The following is a 15,534-nucleotide window of genomic DNA, read 5'->3' as shown; positions in this document are numbered from 1 at the left end:
TGGCGGCGGCCTGAACCGCAGGCTAGAGCTGACCTCCTGATGGAGCGCCTGTTCATCATCCTGGCTATTCTGGTCTTCGCTGTCGCCATCGTCGCCGTGGCCGCGATGGCGGCGCGCGGCCGGCGCGAGCCCCTGCGCATGGGTTCCGAACTCGACATCGAGGACGAGGACCTCGTCCTCGGCTCGGTCGGACCGCGCAAGAGCCCGATCGACCGCAGCGCCCAGGTGCTCGACCCGCGCGTGCTCGATCTGGACGCGATCGAACTGGAGCCGATCCGCGCCCTCGACCGGACGCAGCGCGACGCGGCGCTCCGCGGAGATCCGCCGGGAGCCGGGCGATGAAGCGATGCGCGCGCGGGGTGGCCGGGCTGCTGCTCGCCGGTCCTCTCTGCCTGTCGACGATGCAGGCGACCGCCGCGCCTGCCGGCAAGCCGGCGCCGGCCGCGCCTCCCCAGGCTTCGCCCGCGCAAGTCGCGCCTGCGCCGGCCGCGGCCGCCGCGACGGCGCCGCCGGGCCAAGCCGCCCCTCAGGCGGCGAGCCCTACGCCCGCCGCCGGCCCGACCCTCGAGCAGCCCTGCGGGACGCAGGCGGCCCGCTTCGAGAGCGCCAAGGGGTTCAAGATGGTGATCACGCGGGCCGGGCAGGTCCGCACGACGAACCCGCTCAGGCCGCTCACGCCCGAGGTGAACGAGGTTCTCCAGGTCGTGATCGCCGGAAAGGTCGCCACGGCCTACGGGCCCGATTTCACCACGCTGCGGCGCGGCGGCGCCGCGTCGGGTGTCGAGGCGATGCTGGGCAGCCCGATCCACTGGGAGCCGACGCTCCCGACCTTCCCCGACCCGATCGCGATCGTCAGCGAGGAGGGGACGCCCCTGGCGCAGCTGACCTTCCGCGCCTGCGAGGCGCCGCCCGCCGTCAAGGCGCCGAAGGTGCCGAAGGCCGAGGCCCGCAAGAAGGCGCCCCGCCAGGCGGCACCGAAGGCCGCGGCCCCGAAGACGCCTCCCGGCTTCTCCATGCCCCAGGGGGCGATCGCCGAGTAGCGGCTACTTCTGCTTGGCGATGACCTTGTCCTTGATGCCGTCGTAGACGCTCTGCGGGATGATCTTCTTCGAGACGAGATCGTCCTTCCCGCGATACGGCCGTCCCTTGATGATCGCGGCCGCGCGCGCCGCGCCGATGCCGGGCAGCGCGTCGAGCTCCTCGGTGCTGGCGCTGTTGAGATCGATCAGCGCCCCCTTGGCGGCGTTCGGCGATCCGGCGACGGGCGCGCTCGGGGCGGCGGGCTTCGCGGGGGCCGTCGGTGCCGCGGTCGTCGGCGCCTGCGGCGCCTGCGCCAGGGCCGGGGTCGCGACGAGGCTCGACAGGAGGGCGAGGAGGGCGAGGGTCTTGGTGGAGGAAGCCATGGCGTTCTCCCGAGAGGCGCGGCCCGCACCGCGGTGCCGTCCGGCCAGATCTGCGCCGCTCCGCTTGAACCCGCCCTTAACGGTTGTGGTCCGGCACCCCTAGTCACGGGCCGGCGCCGGAGCTATAAGCCCGGCCTCATCCGTATCCCGCGGTGTGCGTGGCGATCCTCGATCGAGGAGCCGCCCGCGCGCCGCTTTGTCCGCGGCGTCACGAAGGATCCTGCCATGGCCGTTCCGAAGCGAAAGACCTCCCCCTCCCGCCGCGGCATGCGCCGCTCGGCCGACGCCCTCAAGGCGCCGACCTACGTCGAGGACAAGGATTCCGGCGAGCTGCGCCGTCCGCACCACATCGACCTGAAGACCGGCATGTACCGCGGCCGTCAGGTCCTGAAGGTGAAGTCGGCCGAGGCCTGAGCCTCGCGAGGGCGGCGCCTCAGGCGAGGCGCCGCGCGGCCTCCGCGTAGCGCGCGGCGGCCATCCGGGTCCGTTCCAGGCGCGACGGCAGCAGCGTCGGATCGCCCGCCATCAGCAACTGCGCGATGAAGCCGGCGCGGGGTCTCCCCGCGGCCGCGCGTTCCGCTGTCAGGGGGGCGGGCGGCTCATCGGACCGGCCCCCGTCGATCAGGGCGAGCGCCTGGACCTCCGTCCGCGCCGTCTCGGGGGAGGTGTCCGCGTCCGGGACCGGCGCGCGCCGGGTGGAGCGGACCTGTGTCGGGCCGAGACGGCTGACTGTTCCGATACGCACCATGCGCACATTCTCCGCACGTTTCCGTGCCCGTGTCGCAAAGGTGGGGCCGACGTTTACCGATCGTCAACCCTTCGTCCGGTCGGTCCGGCCGAATTACTTTTTCGCGAGCGCCTCCAGGCGCTGCTGCATCTCCAGCATCTGGCGCTTGAGATCGTCCAGCTCGCCGCCCCCGTAGGTCGCGGGCTGAGTCGCGGCCGGCGCGGTCGGCTGGGCTCCCGGCGCGGGCGGGGCGAAGCCCGTGAACATCTTCATGGCATCGCCGAAGAAGTTCATGTTGGTGCGCACCTGCTGCTCGATGGCGTTCTGGAACGCCGCCGGGCCGAAGCTCTGGGCGAACTTCTCGCGCAGGCCGTCCTGGTCCTTGGCGAAGTTCGCCATCGAGAATTCGAGGAAGCTCGGCACCATCGTGCGCATGCTGTCGCCGTAGAAGCGGATCAGCTGGCGCAGGAACGCCACCGGGAGCAGGTTCTCGGCGCCGGCCTTGTTCTCCTGCTCGAAGATGATCTGCGTCAGGACCGAGCGGGTGATGTCGTCGCCCGTGCGCGCGTCGTAGACGACGAAATCCTCGCCGTTCTGCACCATCGTGGCGAGGTCCTCCAGCGTCACGTACGTCGAGGTGCCGGTGTGATAGAGGCGCCGGTTGGCGTACTTCTTGATGACGGTCTGGGTGGCCTTGACGGTATCCGCCATCGGGAACGGCCTTTCTGGACTCGGGACCGGGGGGCGTTGCAGACGCGCGGTGCTGTCTGACGGGGGCTGTCTTCGCGCCCGCAACACGATCCTTAAAGCCTTCCCCGGGCGCAGAAAACAGCAAACTGCAGCTGTTCAACGCAGAATAATGCAGAGCGGTCGGGGCGGTCGCGCCATTTCAGTCTCGCGGTCGCGTCATCGGCGCGTTTGGCGCGTTGATCCACAACCTTGACTTCGCCCACCTCAGGCCCTTCATCCCAGGGCCGGCACAGAGCGCGCCCCGGGACGTGGAAGGCGCGCCGGCTCGCGAGAGGAGAACGTTCACATGGCAGGCAGCGAAGAGATCGTCATCGTCGGGGCGGCGCGCACGCCGGTCGGCTCGTTCGGCGGCGCCTTCGGGGCGGTGCCGGCCCACGAGCTCGGCGCGACGGCGATCAAGGCCGCCCTGGAGCGCGCCAAGGTCTCGCCCGACGAGGTGGACGAGGTGATCTTCGGCCAGGTCCTCACCGCGGGCGCCGGCCAGAACCCCGCCCGGCAGGCCGCCATCAAGGCCGGCATCCCCGAGAAGGCCACCGCCTGGGGCCTCAACCAGGTCTGCGGCTCGGGCCTGCGCACGGTCGCGATCGGCATGCAGCAGATCGCCAACGGCGACGCCAAGGTCATCGTGGCCGGCGGCCAGGAATCGATGTCGCTGTCGCCCCACGCGCAGTACCTGCGCGGCGGCCAGAAGATGGGCGACGTGAAGCTCGTCGACACCATGATCAAGGACGGGCTCTGGGACGCCTTCAACGGCTACCACATGGGCCAGACCGCCGAGAACGTCGCCCAGGCCTTCCAGCTCACCCGCGAGCAGCAGGACCAGTTCGCGACCCGCTCGCAGAACAAGGCCGAGGCCGCCCGCAAGGAGGGCCGGTTCAAGGACGAGATCGTCCCCGTCACGGTGCCGGGCAAGAAGGGCGACACGGTCGTCGACACCGACGAGTACATCCGCGACGGCGCCACCCTGGAGGCGATGGGCAAGCTGAAGCCGGCCTTCACCAAGGACGGCACCGTCACGGCCGCCAACGCCTCGGGCCTCAACGACGGCGCCGCCGCCTTGGTGCTGATGTCGGCCTCGGAGGCCGAGCGCCGCGGCCTGACCCCGCTCGCCCGGATCAAGTCCTGGGCGACCGCGGGCGTCGACCCGAAGGTGATGGGCACCGGCCCGATCCCGGCCTCGCGCAAGGCCCTGGAGAAGGCCGGCTGGAAGCCGTCCGACCTCGACCTGATCGAGGCCAACGAGGCCTTCGCGGCCCAGGCGCTGGCCGTGAACAAGGACATGGGCTGGGACGACGCGAAGGTGAACGTCAACGGCGGCGCCATCGCCATCGGCCACCCGATCGGGGCCTCGGGCGCCCGCGTCCTCGTCACCCTGCTCCACGAGATGAAGCGCCGCGACGCCAAGAAGGGCCTCGCCACGCTCTGCATCGGCGGCGGCATGGGCGTGGCGATGTGCGTCGAGCGGACCTGATCGGTCTGTCACGACAGTATCGGCCCACAACATAGACTTAAGGCCGAAGTCAGAAAAAATCGCGTGCGGACGCCATCCGCACGCGGCATCAAGTGATGCGAACAGGAGGAAACAATGGCTCAAGGACGCGTCGCCCTCGTGACGGGCGGCACCCGCGGCATCGGCGCGGCGATCTCGAAGCGGCTCAAGGACAAGGGCTACAAGGTCGCCGCCAACTACGCCGGCAACGACGAGGCGGCCAACGCCTTCAAGGCCGAGACCGGCATCCCCGTCTTCAAGTTCGACGTGGGCGATCTCGCGAGCTGCGAGGCCGGCATCAAAGCGATCGAGGCCGAGCTCGGCCCGGTGGACATCCTGGTGAACAACGCCGGCATCACCCGGGACGGTGCCTTCCACAAGATGACGTTCGAGAAGTGGCAGGCGGTCATCAAGACCAACCTCGACTCGATGTTCACCTGCACCCGTCCGCTGATCGAGGGCATGCGCAGCCGCAACTTCGGCCGCATCATCATCATCTCGTCGATTAACGGCCAGAAGGGCCAGGCCGGGCAGACCAACTACTCGGCCGCCAAGGCCGGTGTGATCGGCTTCGCCAAGGCGCTCGCGCAGGAGAGCGCCTCGAAGGGCATCACGGTCAACGTGGTGGCGCCGGGCTACATCGCCACCGAGATGGTGATGGCGGTGGCGGAGGATATCCGCAACAAGATCATCTCCACGATCCCGACCGGCCGCCTCGGCGAGGCCGACGAGATCGCCCACGCGGTCGAGTATCTGGCGAGCGACGAGGCCGGCTTCGTGAACGGCTCGACGCTGACCATCAACGGCGGCCAGCACTTCGTCTGATCGCCGCGGGCGCGCCGGTTCGACCCGGCGCGCCCGCCCTGTGGGCGAGCCGCCCCACCGCGCCGGACGCGCAACTCTCCGTCCGGTGAGCGTTCCTTCCGACACTCCGCGCGGCCGAGCCCGACGACGGCGCTCCCCGCGCCGGCCCCACCTGCCGGCGACCGTCCCGGGCCGCGCCGGTTCGGCCCACGCGCCGCGCGCGCCGCCGGCCGTGGTCGCGGGCCCGGACCATCCGACCCATCAAGCGTGACGAAAGTCCTTCCCCGCGTGCGGAATCGCGCGTCGGGCGGGATAACGGGCATTGCGGGCAGCGATCGAGCCGCCGGCCCGCGTGTTCTGAGACACGAACAATTCGAACGGCCTCGTATAGACCTCCTTCCATCGGCTCACGGATGGTCCTGCCGATAGAAATCGAGGTCCTGAGGATCATGAACAACTGGTTTCACGGTAAATTCGGCGTTCAGTTTATCGGCGCGAGCCAGAATTGTTCTTCCCGCACGACCGCGATCCGTGACGACCGCTCCGGGCTGCCCGCAATCGCGAAGCTCGGGCTCGCGGCGGCCTGTGCCCTGGGGCTGGCGGCCTGCGTCACCCCGCAGGAGCGCCACGCGCTGGATCAGAACCAGTGCTACGCTTTCGGCTTCGAGCCCGGCACCGACGGCTTCGCCGAGTGCATGATGGGGCTCCACCAGCAGCGCGCCGTCGCCCAGTCCAACAGCAACCTGTACTGGCAGGCGCAGCTCGCCGAGCAGAACCGCCGCCGCGAGGCCCAGCAGGACCTCTACAAGGTCATGAGCCTGCAGCGCACCGGCGACGCGCGGTTCCCCGTCTGCGGCGCCTCCTCGGACGGCGGCATGGATCGCCGGACCATGACTTGGTACGGCCCGAACTGCCGCGCCCGCTGATCCGGATCGAGGGAGGTTCCCATGTCCGACATGACGACGCGCGGCCCGCGCAACCCGAGCCAGATCATCTTCGTGACGGTGGCCCTGATCGGCATCGCCGTCGGGTTCGCGACCGCCAGCCTCGTGTGGTTCACGCTGGCCGTTCTCGGCTCCGCCGCGCTGACCTGCGCGGGGTACGGCCTGATCCGGCGGCGGCTCGGCTGGAAGCCGCTGAACGGCGAGTACCTGTCCAACCTCCTCTACGTGCTGAGCCCGTACTAGACGGACACCACGCATGCCCCCGCGGTCGCGCCGCGGGGCTCATCGGCGGGCGGCGCAGGTCCACGAAGACCTGGCCGCGCCGCGCACCCATCCCCCAGACCGCGCCGCCTCCGAGGCCACCATGACGCTCGCCCTCATCATCACCGGCTTCCTGATCGTGAACTTCGTGATGGCCGGCCTCTTCTCCCTCGTGGCCCTCTGGGCCGACTGAGCGGCGGCGCTAAGGAGCGCCGACGCAGTTGGCGTAGAAGGTCGTGGTCGCGGGCCAGTCGGAGAAGACCCCCAGCACGCCCACCTGACCGTGCAGGACGTCGAGCAGCCGCAGGATGTCGCCGTCGCCGGTGACCACCGGCTTGATCGACTGGTAATAGTACCCGCCGCCGCCCTTCAGGGGGCCCGAGCGCTCCAGCGACCACGCGATCAGCCCCAGCCCGGCCGCCTTGGCCTCCCGGGCGTAGGTCGAGGGCTCGATCGTCCCGTCCGGGCCGGGCCGGACCAGCATCCACAGCGGCGGCGCCAGGATCTTCACGCCCTTCCGGGCGAGCTCGGCCATGCCGGGCTGCCACGTGGCGGGCTTCTCCGGGTCGAAGCCCTTCGCGGTCTCGTCCCGGTCGTCGAGGAAGATCGCCTGGCGGCCGAATTCCGGATCCTTCTCCAACCAGTAGAGGATGTCGCGGAGCTGGAAGCTCTGCGGGTAGACGTCGGAGGCCGGGATCCCGGCCTCCCGGTACTCTTCGACCAGCTGCTGGGCGTACATGTCCTGCGTGTAGGTGCCCTGGAACGGCATCGGGACCTGGGGCGCCTTCAGCTCGGGGGTGAATTTCCGCCCCATCCCCTTCACCAGCGCGATGTACTCCTTGTGCGACATCAGCGTGCCGGTGCCGGCGTAGAGGTCGGTGCGCCAGCGCGGCGTGGCGTTCATGTAGGCCGCCACCGTGGTGGCGTCCGGGTCGGACGCGTCCATCTTCCCGTTCAGCGACTTGAATTCGTCCAGCGTCAGGTCGCTGGTGCAGCACTTGGCCGAGGCCTTCCGCCCGTTGGCCGGGTCGGCCGGCGTGAAGCCCTGCGTGCACTTCGCCGCGAGCTCGGGCCGGGCGAGGATGTCGGTGGTCGTGTGCAGGTCGCACTGGCTGTGGCGGCAGACGAGCTGGCGGTCCTTGGTGAAGGCCACGTCGCACTCGATGATCCCGGCGCCCATCCGGTACGCGGCGAGCAGGCCCTCCCGGGTGTGTTCGGGAAACATCAGCGGCGCGCCGCGGTGCGAGATCGAGAAGGTCCGGGGCGTGTAGGTCCGGTCGACGCCGCAGGCGGCGAGCCTGTCCTTGAGCGGGCCGGGCTTCAGCTGGTCGACGAGATAGAAGGGCCGGGGGCCGAGCTGGGCGGCCTCGCCGGCGAGCGCGGCGCCCGCTCCCAGAAGCAGCCCCAGCCCCAACATGATCGCACGCATCGCGAACCTCCCGTTTCAGGCCGCCGGTAGAGGGGGACGGTGACAGGGGCGTGACCCCGCACGCCCCGGCGCGCCGCCGCCATGATAGCGGCGGATCATCCGCGCGGCGTCGGCCGCCAATCGGGCGGCGCCATCTCGAAGCCGGCGAAGTCGAAGCCCGGCGAGACCGTGCAGCCGACGAGCGTCCAGGCGCCCAGGCTGGTGGCGGTCTGCCAGTGGCCGGCCGGCACGACGCATTGCGGGCGCTGCCCGGCGGCGAGGTTCGGCCCGAGATGCCGGGCCTCGGCGTCGTGCCCGTTGGGGCTCGTGGTGATCACCAGCGGCGCGCCGGCGTGCCAGTGCCAGATCTCGGTGGCGTCGACCCGGTGCCACGCCGAGACCTCGCCGAGATCGAGCAGGAAGTAGATCGCGGTGCCGACCGAACGGCCGTCGACGGTCCGTGGATCGCGGAACGTCTCGCGGTAATGGCCGCCCTCCGGATGGGGCTTCAACCCCAGAGTCGCGATCACCTCGGCTGCCGTCATGTCCAGCTCCCTGTCGGTCCCAACCGCGCGGATCGTCCGCGGCTTGCCGGCACTTGGCACCGATGCTACCGGCCGAAAACCCGCAAGGTCCGAGAACGATGCCGAGCCCGACCGTACGTCTCCACCGCGGCGACCTGCCCGCCACCTACGACGCGGGGCGGGCGGTGGCCATCGACACCGAGACGCTCGGTCTCAACCCGCATCGGGACCGCCTCTGCGTGGTGCAGCTCTCCACCGGCGACGGCACGGCCGACGTGGTGCAGATCCCGCAGGACGGGCCGGAGCCGGTCGTGCTCAAGCGGGTCCTGGCCGATCCCGGCATCCTGAAGATCTTCCACTTCGCGCGGTTCGACGTGGCGGTCCTGTACAGGGCCCTCGGCGTGATGCCGAGCCCGGTCTACTGCACCAAGATCGCCTCGAAGCTCGCGCGCACCTACACGGATCGCCACGGGCTGAAGGACGTGGTCCGCGAGCTGGTCGGCGTCGACCTGTCGAAGCAGCAGCAATCCTCGGACTGGGGCGCCGAGACCCTGTCGCAGGCCCAGCTCGACTACGCGGCCTCGGACGTCCTCCACCTCCACGCGGCCCGGGAGCGGCTCGACGCGATGCTGGCCCGGGAGGGTCGTACCGACCTCGCGTCCGCCTGCTTCGGCTTCCTGCCGACGCGGGCGCGCCTCGACCTCGACGGCTGGCCCGAGACCGACATCTTCGCGCACACCTGATCGTCCGGCGGGGCCTGCACACTTCCTGTGCGGAGTGAGACTTTCCTGTCACCGCACCGCGATAAGTCGCTGGTAGGTTGTGGCTGCCTGGGCTTCCGAGTCCCGGCCAGGCCCTCCTCGCCGGTCGCCCACCCGATCAGGCCGGCGAGGAGGGTCCGTCGCCCTCAGGTCAGGTTCCGCGGACCCGACGGCGTGCTGATCCGGGCGGTCCAGCGCGGGCCCCGGCCGGCCACAACCTGCGGTGGAGCGACGAGGCCCAGCGCCGCGTGAAGCCCCGCGACGGCGTCGGGATCCGGATCCGTTAGGACGAGCGCCTCCAGACCGGCGCCGAGATCCGGCATCGTCGCGGCGGGATTGCCGCGCGGTCCCCACGCCATCGCGCAGGGCGCGGCACCGTCCGCCGGCCACGCCCCGCCCGGGGGCACCGCGAAGCGCCAGGACAGGTCGCCCCGGGTCATCGTCGCCGCCGCGCCGAGGAGCGCGCCGTGCGCGGCGAGGAGGCCGTCGAGATCGTCCGCGCGGGCGACGAAGCCGCGCAGCCGCCGGCCCGAATCCCAGTCGGCCCGCACCCGCGCCGCGTCGCCGAGGCCGAACCAGCGGGCGCCCGACGGCGGCGGCGCCTCCGGATCGACGGCGATCACCTCTAGGAACAGGGCGTCGCCGAGGCGCAGCAGGTGGTTGCGCGTGCCCATCTCGCGGTGGCGACCGCCCTCGGGCATGGCGAGGCCGAGGCAGTCCCGCACATGGGCCACGCCCTCCGCGAGGTCGGGCGCGACGACGACGAGGTGGTCGAGGGTGAGCATCGTTCGGGCTCCGTGTGCGCGGGCACCTATGCAGCCGGCCGCCGGGCATGCCCGGGACCGCACCGGTCCCGACCCGGTCTCGGCGCTCACGGGCTGCCTCGGGTGAGGTGGCGAGGGGTAACGTCTGAGCGTCCCCAAGAAAAAGGCCGGGGCCCCGCGAGAGGCCCCGGCCCGGAGGTGCGTGCCGGGCCGGGCCTCGTGCCCGGCCGGCTCTCACATCACAGCGAGTAGTACTGCACGAACTCGATCGGGTGCGGCGTCATCTCGTAGCGCAGCACCTCGGTCATCTTCAGCTCGATGAACGAGTCGATCTGGTCGTCCGAGAACACGCCGCCCTCCTTGAGGAAGGCCCGGTCCTTGTCGAGGCTGTTCAGGGCCTCCCGGAGCGACCCGCACACGGTCGGGATCTTCTTCAGCTCCCGCGGCGGCAGTTCGTACAGGTCCTTGTCCATGGCCGGGCCCGGGTCGATCTTGTTGCGGATGCCGTCGAGGCCGGCCATCAGCAGCGCCGAGAAGGCGAGGTAGGGGTTCGCCATCGGGTCGGGGAAGCGGACCTCGACGCGCTTGGCCTTCGGGCTCTTGGTCCACGGGATGCGGCAGGAGGCCGAGCGGTTGCGCGCCGAGTAGGCGAGCAGCACCGGCGCCTCGTAGCCCGGCACCAAGCGCTTGTACGAGTTGGTCGACGGGTTGGTGAAGGCGTTCAGCGCCTTGGCGTGCTTGATGATGCCGCCGATGTACCAGAGGCACTCCTGGGACAGGCCGGCATACTTGTCGCCCGCGAAGACCGGCTTGCCGTCCTTCCAGATCGACTGGTGGACGTGCATGCCCGAGCCGTTGTCGCCGTAGACGGGCTTGGGCATGAAGGTCGCGGACTTGCCGTAGCTCTGCGCGACGTTGTGGATGCAGTACTTGTAGATCTGCATGTGGTCGGCGAGCAGGGTCAGCGTGTCGAACTTCATGCCGAGCTCGTGCTGGGCCGAGGCCACCTCGTGGTGGTGCTTCTCGACCTTCACGCCCATGGACTGCATGGCCGCGAGCATCTCGCCGCGCATGTCCTGCGCCGAGTCCTGCGGCGGCACCGGGAAGTAGCCGCCCTTGGTCTGGACCCGGTGGCCGAGGTTGCCGCCCTCGTAATCGGTGAAGCCGTTGGTCGGCAATTCGGTGGAGTCGAGCTCGAAGCCCGTGCGGTACGGGTCGGCGCCGAACTTCACGTCGTCGAACACGAAGAACTCGGCCTCGGGGCCGACGTAGATCGTGTCGCCGATGCCGGTCTGCTGCAGGTAGGCCTCGGCGCGCTTGGCGGTGCCGCGCGGGTCACGGCCGTAGGGCTCGCCGGTGGCCGGCTCCAGCACGTCGCAGACGATCGACATGGTCGCGGCCGAGAAGAACGGGTCCAGCGTGGCGGTGACGGGATCCGGCATCAGCAGCATGTCGGACTCGTTGATCGCCTTCCATCCGGCGATCGAGGAGCCGTCGAACATGGTGCCCTCGTCGAAGATCTCCTCGTCGATGAGCGACACGTCGAACGTGACGTGCTGCCACTTGCCGCGCGGGTCGGTGAACCGGAAGTCCACGTAACGCACGTCGTTGTCCCGGATCGTCTTCAGCACCTCGGCCGCAGTCGTCATCGTGGGCATCCTCCAGGGATCTCTGAATCGGCTCTCGTGGCGCACCCGCACGCGGTCGCGCGCCGGCAAGCGGCGCTTGATATCCGGCGCGGGCGTGCCTTGCCACCCGCCGGACAGCGGAATCGGCCGACGGATGAGACGATCGGCCCGTTCGCGCACCCGATCTCGTAACCGTGATCGGCAGCTCCGTTTCTAGGGCACCGTTGTTCTCCGGCAATGGCCTTCCTGGCACGATCCATGCAATTGCGGCCGCAGCCGTCGACGAGGCGGCAAGCCGTTCGCGTCTTCCCGGGTTGCCCAGGTCGCGCATCGATACGGACGAGAGAACCGGAATGACCAAATACAAGCTCGAGTACATATGGCTCGACGGGTACACGCCGACCCCGAACCTCCGCGGTAAGACGCAGATCAAGGAATTCGACAGCTTCCCGACCCTCGAGCAGCTCCCGATGTGGGGCTTCGACGGCTCGTCCACCAAGCAGGCCGAGGGCGGCAGCTCCGACTGCATGCTGAAGCCCGTGCGCCACTTCCCCGACCCGGCCCGCAAGAACGGCGTGCTGGTGATGTGCGAAGTGATGATGCCGGACGGCGTGACCCCGCACGAGTCCAACAAGCGCGCCACCATCTTGGACGATGCCGGCGCCTGGTTCGGCTTCGAGCAGGAGTACTTCCTGTACAAGGACGGCCGCCCGCTCGGCTTCCCGGCCTCCGGCTACCCGGCGCCGCAGGGCCCGTACTACACCGGCGTCGGCTACTCGAACGTCGGCGACGTCGCCCGCAAGATCGTCGAGGAGCACCTCGACCTCTGCCTCGACGCCGGCATCAACCACGAGGGCATCAACGCCGAGGTGGCCAAGGGCCAGTGGGAGTTCCAGATCTTCGGCAAGGGCTCCAAGAAGGCCGCCGACGAGATGTGGATGGCCCGCTACCTCCTGCAGCGCCTCTGCGAGAAGTACGGCATCGACGTCGAGTACCACTGCAAGCCGCTCGGCGACACCGACTGGAACGGGTCGGGCATGCACTGCAACTTCTCGACTGCGTTCATGCGCGAGCACGGCGGCAAGGCCTACTTCGAGAAGCTCATGGAGGCGTTCAAGAACGCCCGCGAGGAGCACATCGCCGTCTACGGTCCGGACAACCACATGCGCCTGACCGGCAAGCACGAGACCGCCTCGATCCACGAGTTCTCGTACGGCGTGGCCGACCGCGGCGCCTCGATCCGCGTGCCGCACTCCTTCGTGAACAACGGCTACAAGGGCTACTTGGAGGACCGCCGTCCGAACTCGCAGGGCGACCCCTACCAGATCGCCTCGCAGGTGCTGAAGACGATCGCTTCCGTGCCGACCGAGGCCGCTGCAGCCGCGTAAGACGCGGAGCTTCGACAGACGATACGAAGCCGGGCCCTCGGGTCCGGCTTCGCCGTTTCCGGGGTAACGGGCTTCCGATCTACCACGTCCTCGGGGTTGGAGCGCGGCGCAGGCCTCGACGGAGGCCTCCGGGGATCGCGCGGACCGTCGGGCGCCCTCTCGAGGCCCGCTGGCGCGGGCACGTCAGGATGAGTGGGTCGGGTGAGGGAGCCCGTCGGGCCCGCTCGACGGCCGCAGGGGCACCATCGCTCCCGAATTACCTCCACCTCAGGGCCGCCGCGGGCGCTCGTCCTCGCGGATGGCGGCCTCGTGGTACCACGCGCCCCCGCCGAAGCTCGGCACGGGCGAAGGCTTCGCCTCCGGAGCCGCCCGGGCGGTCTCGCGCGCGCGTCGGAACGCGGACAGATCGTAGATCTTGGCGGTCTCGCGCGGGTCCGTGGCGGCCATCGCACTTCCTCCTGCATCCGGTTCGAGCGGCCGGTCGGGCCGGTCGTTCCCGATGATGTGGGGTGCGGGAAGCGGCGCTCCAGGGCCGGAGGCGCCGATGCCGGACATTCGCGCAGTGCGAAATCTTAGGCAGTGTCGCGCGGTGCGCGGCCGCCGGCGGTCCTGGACCGCGGGCGGGCTCGGGTCAGATCGCGTCCGTGCCGGTCTCGCCTGTGCGGATGCGGATCGCCTCCTCGATCGTCGAGACGAAGATCTTGCCGTCGCCGATGCGCCCGGTCTGGGCCGACTTGCGGATCGCCTCCACGGCGCCCTCGACCAGGGCGTCCGACAGGACGATCTCGAGCTTCACCTTGGGCAGGAAGTCGACCACGTACTCGGCGCCCCGGTAGAGCTCCGTGTGGCCCTTCTGACGGCCGAAACCCTTCGCCTCGATGACGGTGATGCCCTGGAGGCCGACCTCCTGGAGCGCCTCCTTCACCTCGTCGAGCTTGAAAGGCTTGATGATCGCTTCGATCTTCTTCATGCCGCTCGGGCCTGCGCTGCGGTGCCTGGCATTTCTAACATCCTCGTGACGCCTTCGCCACGCCGTTTTCGCGGCGTGTCCGACCATAGTGCCTATTTGCTGTGCGATGCACGCACATCCTTAGAGCGCTTCACCGGAATCTGGCGCGATTTTAGTCAGGGCTGATCGGTGCACGGGCAGAGGCGGAGACGGATATGCGGTTGCTGACGGTTGCGGCAATGAGGCGGGTCGATGCCGCGGCAATCGAGGGCGGCGTGCCGGGCCTGACGCTGATGGAGGCGGCCGGGGCCGCTGTGGCCGGGCGCGCCCGGGCGAGGCTCCCGGCCGGTGGCCGCGTCGTCGTCCTGTGCGGGCCGGGCAACAACGGCGGCGACGGCTTCGTGGCCGCGCGCCTGCTGGCCGAAGCCGGCTACGCGGTCGAACTCTTCTGCCTCGGCGCGGTGTCGGCGCTGACGGGGGACGCCGCGCTCGCGGCCGCGGCCTGGACGGGGCCGGTGCACCCGGCCGAGGGCGGCGCGCTGCCGTCCGGCGACCTCGTGATCGACGCCCTGTTCGGCGCCGGCCTGTCGCGCGACCTCGACGGCGCCGCCCGCGCGCTCGTCGAGGCGGTGAACGAGGCCGGGATGCCGGTGCTCGCCGTCGACGTGCCGAGCGGGGTCGACGGCGATACCGGCGCGGTGCGCGGCGCCGCCATCCGGGCAGTGGAGACCGTGACCTTCGTGACCTTCAAGCCCGGGCACCTGCTCCAGCCTGGGCGGGGCCTGTGCGGCCAGCTCAGCCTCGCCGATATCGGGACCGGCCCGGCGGCGCTGGAGGCGGGCCTGGCCGCCCGCGCGCCCCTCGACCGGAACGGGCCCGACCTGTGGGGCCGGGACTTCCCGCGCCTCACCGGCGCGAGCCACAAGTACACCCGCGGCCACGCCCTGGTCCTGTCCGGGCCGGCCACCAAGACCGGCGCCGCCCGGCTCGCCGCCCGCGGCGCCCTGCGGGTCGGGGCCGGGCTCGTCACCGTCGCGTCCCCGACCGCCGCGCTGCCCGAGAACGCCGCCCACCTCACGGCGATCATGCTGCGGCCCTGCGAGAGCGCCGACGACCTCGACGACCTGCTCACCGACGAGCGGCTGAACGTGATCCTGGCCGGACCCGGGCTCGGCACCGGCGAGCCGACCCGGGAGCGCGTGGCCGTCGCGGCCGCGGCCGGGCGCGGCCTCGTCCTCGACGCCGACGCGCTGACGAGCTTCGCCGGCAAGGCGCCGCTGCTCGCCGCCCATCTCGCCGACGGGGACGCGCGGGCCGTGCTGACCCCGCATGCCGGCGAGTTCGCGCGGCTCTTCGACGGGACGGACGCGATGGCCGAGGGCGCCGACAAGGTCGCCCGGGCCCGCGCGGCGGCCGCGCTCACCGGTGCCGTGGTAGTCTTCAAGGGGGCCGACACGGTGATCGCGGCCCCCGACGGCCGTGCGGCCATCAACGACCACGGCAGCCCCTATCTCGGGACGGGCGGGTCCGGGGACGTGCTCGGCGGCCTGATCGCCGGCCTGCTCGCGCAGGGCATGGAGCCCTTCGCGGCCGCCGCGGCCGGCGTCTGGCTCCACGGGGATGCGGGCCTGCGCCACGGGCCGGGCCTGATCGCCGAGGACATCCCCGAGTTGATGCCGGCGGTCCTGCGCGACCTCGTCGCGTCGACCGGGGGCTGACACGGCGGCCGACCGC

At 70.6% G+C, this 15,534-nt stretch carries 19 protein-coding genes; 10 read left to right on the top strand and 9 right to left on the bottom strand.

What is annotated here, in order from left to right; all coding sequences use genetic code 11:
- Positions 1-39 precede the first annotated feature (39 nt).
- Both ABIC30_RS00230 and ABIC30_RS00225 read left to right on the top strand, forming a co-directional pair.
- Complete coding sequence (locus tag ABIC30_RS00230; protein ID WP_056531515.1) at positions 40-342, top strand: hypothetical protein; 303 nt, start codon at positions 40-42, stop codon at positions 340-342.
- Entirely contained in the window at positions 339-1,040 is a 702-nt protein-coding gene (locus ABIC30_RS00225; RefSeq protein ID WP_234081963.1) for a hypothetical protein, read from the top strand. The genes ABIC30_RS00230 and ABIC30_RS00225 overlap by 4 nt, the downstream gene beginning before the upstream one ends.
- A gap of 3 nt (positions 1,041-1,043) precedes the next feature.
- Here ABIC30_RS00225 and ABIC30_RS00220 read toward each other — a convergent pair whose 3' ends face one another.
- Positions 1,044-1,403: a helix-hairpin-helix domain-containing protein gene (locus ABIC30_RS00220; RefSeq protein ID WP_234081965.1), complete on the bottom strand. Its 360-nt coding sequence runs from the start codon at positions 1,401-1,403 to the stop codon at positions 1,044-1,046.
- 225 nt (positions 1,404-1,628) lie between these two features.
- Here ABIC30_RS00220 and rpmF point away from each other — a divergent pair, with 225 nt between their 5' ends.
- Positions 1,629-1,817 carry a 50S ribosomal protein L32 gene (rpmF, locus tag ABIC30_RS00215; RefSeq protein ID WP_003601373.1) on the top strand — a complete coding sequence of 63 codons (189 nt, stop codon included), beginning with the start codon at positions 1,629-1,631 and terminating at the stop codon, positions 1,815-1,817.
- 19 nt (positions 1,818-1,836) lie between these two features.
- On the opposite strand, the gene ABIC30_RS00210 is transcribed toward rpmF, so the two are convergent.
- A complete protein-coding gene (locus tag ABIC30_RS00210) occupies positions 1,837-2,151 on the bottom strand; it encodes a hypothetical protein (protein ID WP_234081967.1) in 315 nt (104 codons plus the stop codon).
- A 93-nt stretch (positions 2,152-2,244) separates the two neighbouring features.
- Positions 2,245-2,841: a polyhydroxyalkanoate synthesis repressor PhaR gene (gene phaR, locus ABIC30_RS00205; RefSeq protein ID WP_056531522.1), complete on the bottom strand. Its 597-nt coding sequence runs from the start codon at positions 2,839-2,841 to the stop codon at positions 2,245-2,247.
- 325 nt (positions 2,842-3,166) lie between these two features.
- Between phaR and ABIC30_RS00200 the strand changes: the two genes are divergently transcribed.
- The 4 genes from ABIC30_RS00200 (at position 3,167) to ABIC30_RS00185 (ending at position 6,360) form a co-directional block, all read left to right on the top strand.
- Positions 3,167-4,351 carry an acetyl-CoA C-acetyltransferase gene (locus tag ABIC30_RS00200; RefSeq protein WP_056531524.1) on the top strand — a complete coding sequence of 395 codons (1,185 nt, stop codon included), beginning with the start codon at positions 3,167-3,169 and terminating at the stop codon, positions 4,349-4,351.
- A gap of 114 nt (positions 4,352-4,465) precedes the next feature.
- Entirely contained in the window at positions 4,466-5,194 is a 729-nt protein-coding gene (gene phbB / locus ABIC30_RS00195; protein WP_020090774.1) for an acetoacetyl-CoA reductase, read from the top strand.
- 428 nt (positions 5,195-5,622) lie between these two features.
- Positions 5,623-6,099, top strand: coding sequence for a hypothetical protein (locus ABIC30_RS00190; RefSeq protein WP_234081968.1), 477 nt, complete (start codon positions 5,623-5,625; stop codon positions 6,097-6,099).
- 21 nt (positions 6,100-6,120) lie between these two features.
- Positions 6,121-6,360, top strand: a complete 240-nt coding sequence (locus ABIC30_RS00185; protein ID WP_234081969.1) for a hypothetical protein — start codon at positions 6,121-6,123, stop codon at positions 6,358-6,360.
- Positions 6,361-6,580: 220 nt separating this feature from the next.
- Here the strand turns inward: ABIC30_RS00185 and ABIC30_RS00180 are convergent, their stop codons facing one another.
- Together ABIC30_RS00180 and ABIC30_RS00175 are read right to left on the bottom strand one after the other, a co-directional pair.
- On the bottom strand, positions 6,581-7,807 hold the full coding sequence (locus ABIC30_RS00180) for a glycerophosphodiester phosphodiesterase family protein (RefSeq protein WP_234081970.1): 1,227 nt from the start codon (positions 7,805-7,807) through the stop codon (positions 6,581-6,583).
- Between the two features lie 95 nt (positions 7,808-7,902).
- The gene (locus ABIC30_RS00175; RefSeq protein ID WP_234081971.1) at positions 7,903-8,331 is read right to left on the bottom strand and encodes a cupin domain-containing protein; all 429 of its coding nucleotides are present in this window, start codon (positions 8,329-8,331) and stop codon (positions 7,903-7,905) included.
- Positions 8,332-8,429: 98 nt separating this feature from the next.
- Between ABIC30_RS00175 and ABIC30_RS00170 the strand changes: the two genes are divergently transcribed.
- The gene (locus tag ABIC30_RS00170; RefSeq protein WP_020090768.1) at positions 8,430-9,053 is read left to right on the top strand and encodes a ribonuclease D; all 624 of its coding nucleotides are present in this window, start codon (positions 8,430-8,432) and stop codon (positions 9,051-9,053) included.
- A 164-nt stretch (positions 9,054-9,217) separates the two neighbouring features.
- On the opposite strand, the gene ABIC30_RS00165 is transcribed toward ABIC30_RS00170, so the two are convergent.
- Together ABIC30_RS00165 and glnA are read right to left on the bottom strand one after the other, a co-directional pair.
- Complete coding sequence (locus ABIC30_RS00165; RefSeq protein WP_042672157.1) at positions 9,218-9,856, bottom strand: VOC family protein; 639 nt, start codon at positions 9,854-9,856, stop codon at positions 9,218-9,220.
- Between the two features lie 218 nt (positions 9,857-10,074).
- A complete protein-coding gene (glnA, locus tag ABIC30_RS00160; protein WP_012322030.1) occupies positions 10,075-11,484 on the bottom strand; it encodes a type I glutamate--ammonia ligase in 1,410 nt (469 codons plus the stop codon).
- Positions 11,485-11,816: 332 nt separating this feature from the next.
- Here glnA and ABIC30_RS00155 point away from each other — a divergent pair, with 332 nt between their 5' ends.
- Positions 11,817-12,851 (top strand): glutamine synthetase beta-grasp domain-containing protein, encoded by a 1,035-nt coding sequence (locus tag ABIC30_RS00155; RefSeq protein WP_012322031.1) that lies wholly within the window; start codon positions 11,817-11,819, stop codon positions 12,849-12,851.
- Positions 12,852-13,118: 267 nt separating this feature from the next.
- Here the strand turns inward: ABIC30_RS00155 and ABIC30_RS00150 are convergent, their stop codons facing one another.
- Both ABIC30_RS00150 and ABIC30_RS00145 read right to left on the bottom strand, forming a co-directional pair.
- Positions 13,119-13,298, bottom strand: a complete 180-nt coding sequence (locus ABIC30_RS00150) for a DUF2735 domain-containing protein (protein WP_103984682.1) — start codon at positions 13,296-13,298, stop codon at positions 13,119-13,121.
- 184 nt (positions 13,299-13,482) lie between these two features.
- Positions 13,483-13,821 (bottom strand): P-II family nitrogen regulator, encoded by a 339-nt coding sequence (locus ABIC30_RS00145; RefSeq protein ID WP_003600526.1) that lies wholly within the window; start codon positions 13,819-13,821, stop codon positions 13,483-13,485.
- A gap of 194 nt (positions 13,822-14,015) precedes the next feature.
- Here ABIC30_RS00145 and ABIC30_RS00140 point away from each other — a divergent pair, with 194 nt between their 5' ends.
- The gene (locus ABIC30_RS00140; RefSeq protein ID WP_354453589.1) at positions 14,016-15,518 is read left to right on the top strand and encodes an NAD(P)H-hydrate dehydratase; all 1,503 of its coding nucleotides are present in this window, start codon (positions 14,016-14,018) and stop codon (positions 15,516-15,518) included.
- The last annotated feature ends 16 nt before the right edge of the window (positions 15,519-15,534 follow it).

The sequence above is a fragment of the Methylobacterium sp. 1030 genome (genome assembly GCF_040544715.1).
Classification (GTDB): Bacteria; Pseudomonadota; Alphaproteobacteria; order Rhizobiales; family Beijerinckiaceae; genus Methylobacterium.
The sequence above is the reverse complement of the archived record's forward strand: the minus strand, read 5'-3'. Positions and strand labels throughout refer to the sequence as shown.

Bases quoted from the DNA above. Each gene is read 5' to 3' on its own strand.
- ABIC30_RS00225 (WP_234081963.1), top strand. From the start codon at position 339: ATGAAGCGATGCGCGCGCGGGGTGGCCGGGCTGCTGCTCGCCGGTCCT.
- phbB (WP_020090774.1), top strand. From the start codon at position 4,466: ATGGCTCAAGGACGCGTCGCCCTCGTGACGGGCGGCACCCGCGGCATC.
- glnA (WP_012322030.1), bottom strand. From the start codon at position 11,484: ATGACGACTGCGGCCGAGGTGCTGAAGACGATCCGGGACAACGACGTG.
- ABIC30_RS00165 (WP_042672157.1), bottom strand. From the start codon at position 9,856: ATGCTCACCCTCGACCACCTCGTCGTCGTCGCGCCCGACCTCGCGGAG.
- ABIC30_RS00150 (WP_103984682.1), bottom strand. From the start codon at position 13,298: ATGGCCGCCACGGACCCGCGCGAGACCGCCAAGATCTACGATCTGTCC.
- ABIC30_RS00185 (WP_234081969.1), top strand. From the start codon at position 6,121: ATGTCCGACATGACGACGCGCGGCCCGCGCAACCCGAGCCAGATCATC.
- ABIC30_RS00140 (WP_354453589.1), top strand. From the start codon at position 14,016: ATGCGGTTGCTGACGGTTGCGGCAATGAGGCGGGTCGATGCCGCGGCA.
- ABIC30_RS00155 (WP_012322031.1), top strand. From the start codon at position 11,817: ATGACCAAATACAAGCTCGAGTACATATGGCTCGACGGGTACACGCCG.
- ABIC30_RS00180 (WP_234081970.1), bottom strand. From the start codon at position 7,807: ATGCGTGCGATCATGTTGGGGCTGGGGCTGCTTCTGGGAGCGGGCGCC.
- ABIC30_RS00230 (WP_056531515.1), top strand. From the start codon at position 40: ATGGAGCGCCTGTTCATCATCCTGGCTATTCTGGTCTTCGCTGTCGCC.
- phaR (WP_056531522.1), bottom strand. From the start codon at position 2,841: ATGGCGGATACCGTCAAGGCCACCCAGACCGTCATCAAGAAGTACGCC.
- ABIC30_RS00200 (WP_056531524.1), top strand. From the start codon at position 3,167: ATGGCAGGCAGCGAAGAGATCGTCATCGTCGGGGCGGCGCGCACGCCG.
- rpmF (WP_003601373.1), top strand. From the start codon at position 1,629: ATGGCCGTTCCGAAGCGAAAGACCTCCCCCTCCCGCCGCGGCATGCGC.
- ABIC30_RS00220 (WP_234081965.1), bottom strand. From the start codon at position 1,403: ATGGCTTCCTCCACCAAGACCCTCGCCCTCCTCGCCCTCCTGTCGAGC.
- ABIC30_RS00145 (WP_003600526.1), bottom strand. From the start codon at position 13,821: ATGAAGAAGATCGAAGCGATCATCAAGCCTTTCAAGCTCGACGAGGTG.
- ABIC30_RS00170 (WP_020090768.1), top strand. From the start codon at position 8,430: ATGCCGAGCCCGACCGTACGTCTCCACCGCGGCGACCTGCCCGCCACC.
- ABIC30_RS00175 (WP_234081971.1), bottom strand. From the start codon at position 8,331: ATGACGGCAGCCGAGGTGATCGCGACTCTGGGGTTGAAGCCCCATCCG.
- ABIC30_RS00190 (WP_234081968.1), top strand. From the start codon at position 5,623: ATGAACAACTGGTTTCACGGTAAATTCGGCGTTCAGTTTATCGGCGCG.
- ABIC30_RS00210 (WP_234081967.1), bottom strand. From the start codon at position 2,151: ATGGTGCGTATCGGAACAGTCAGCCGTCTCGGCCCGACACAGGTCCGC.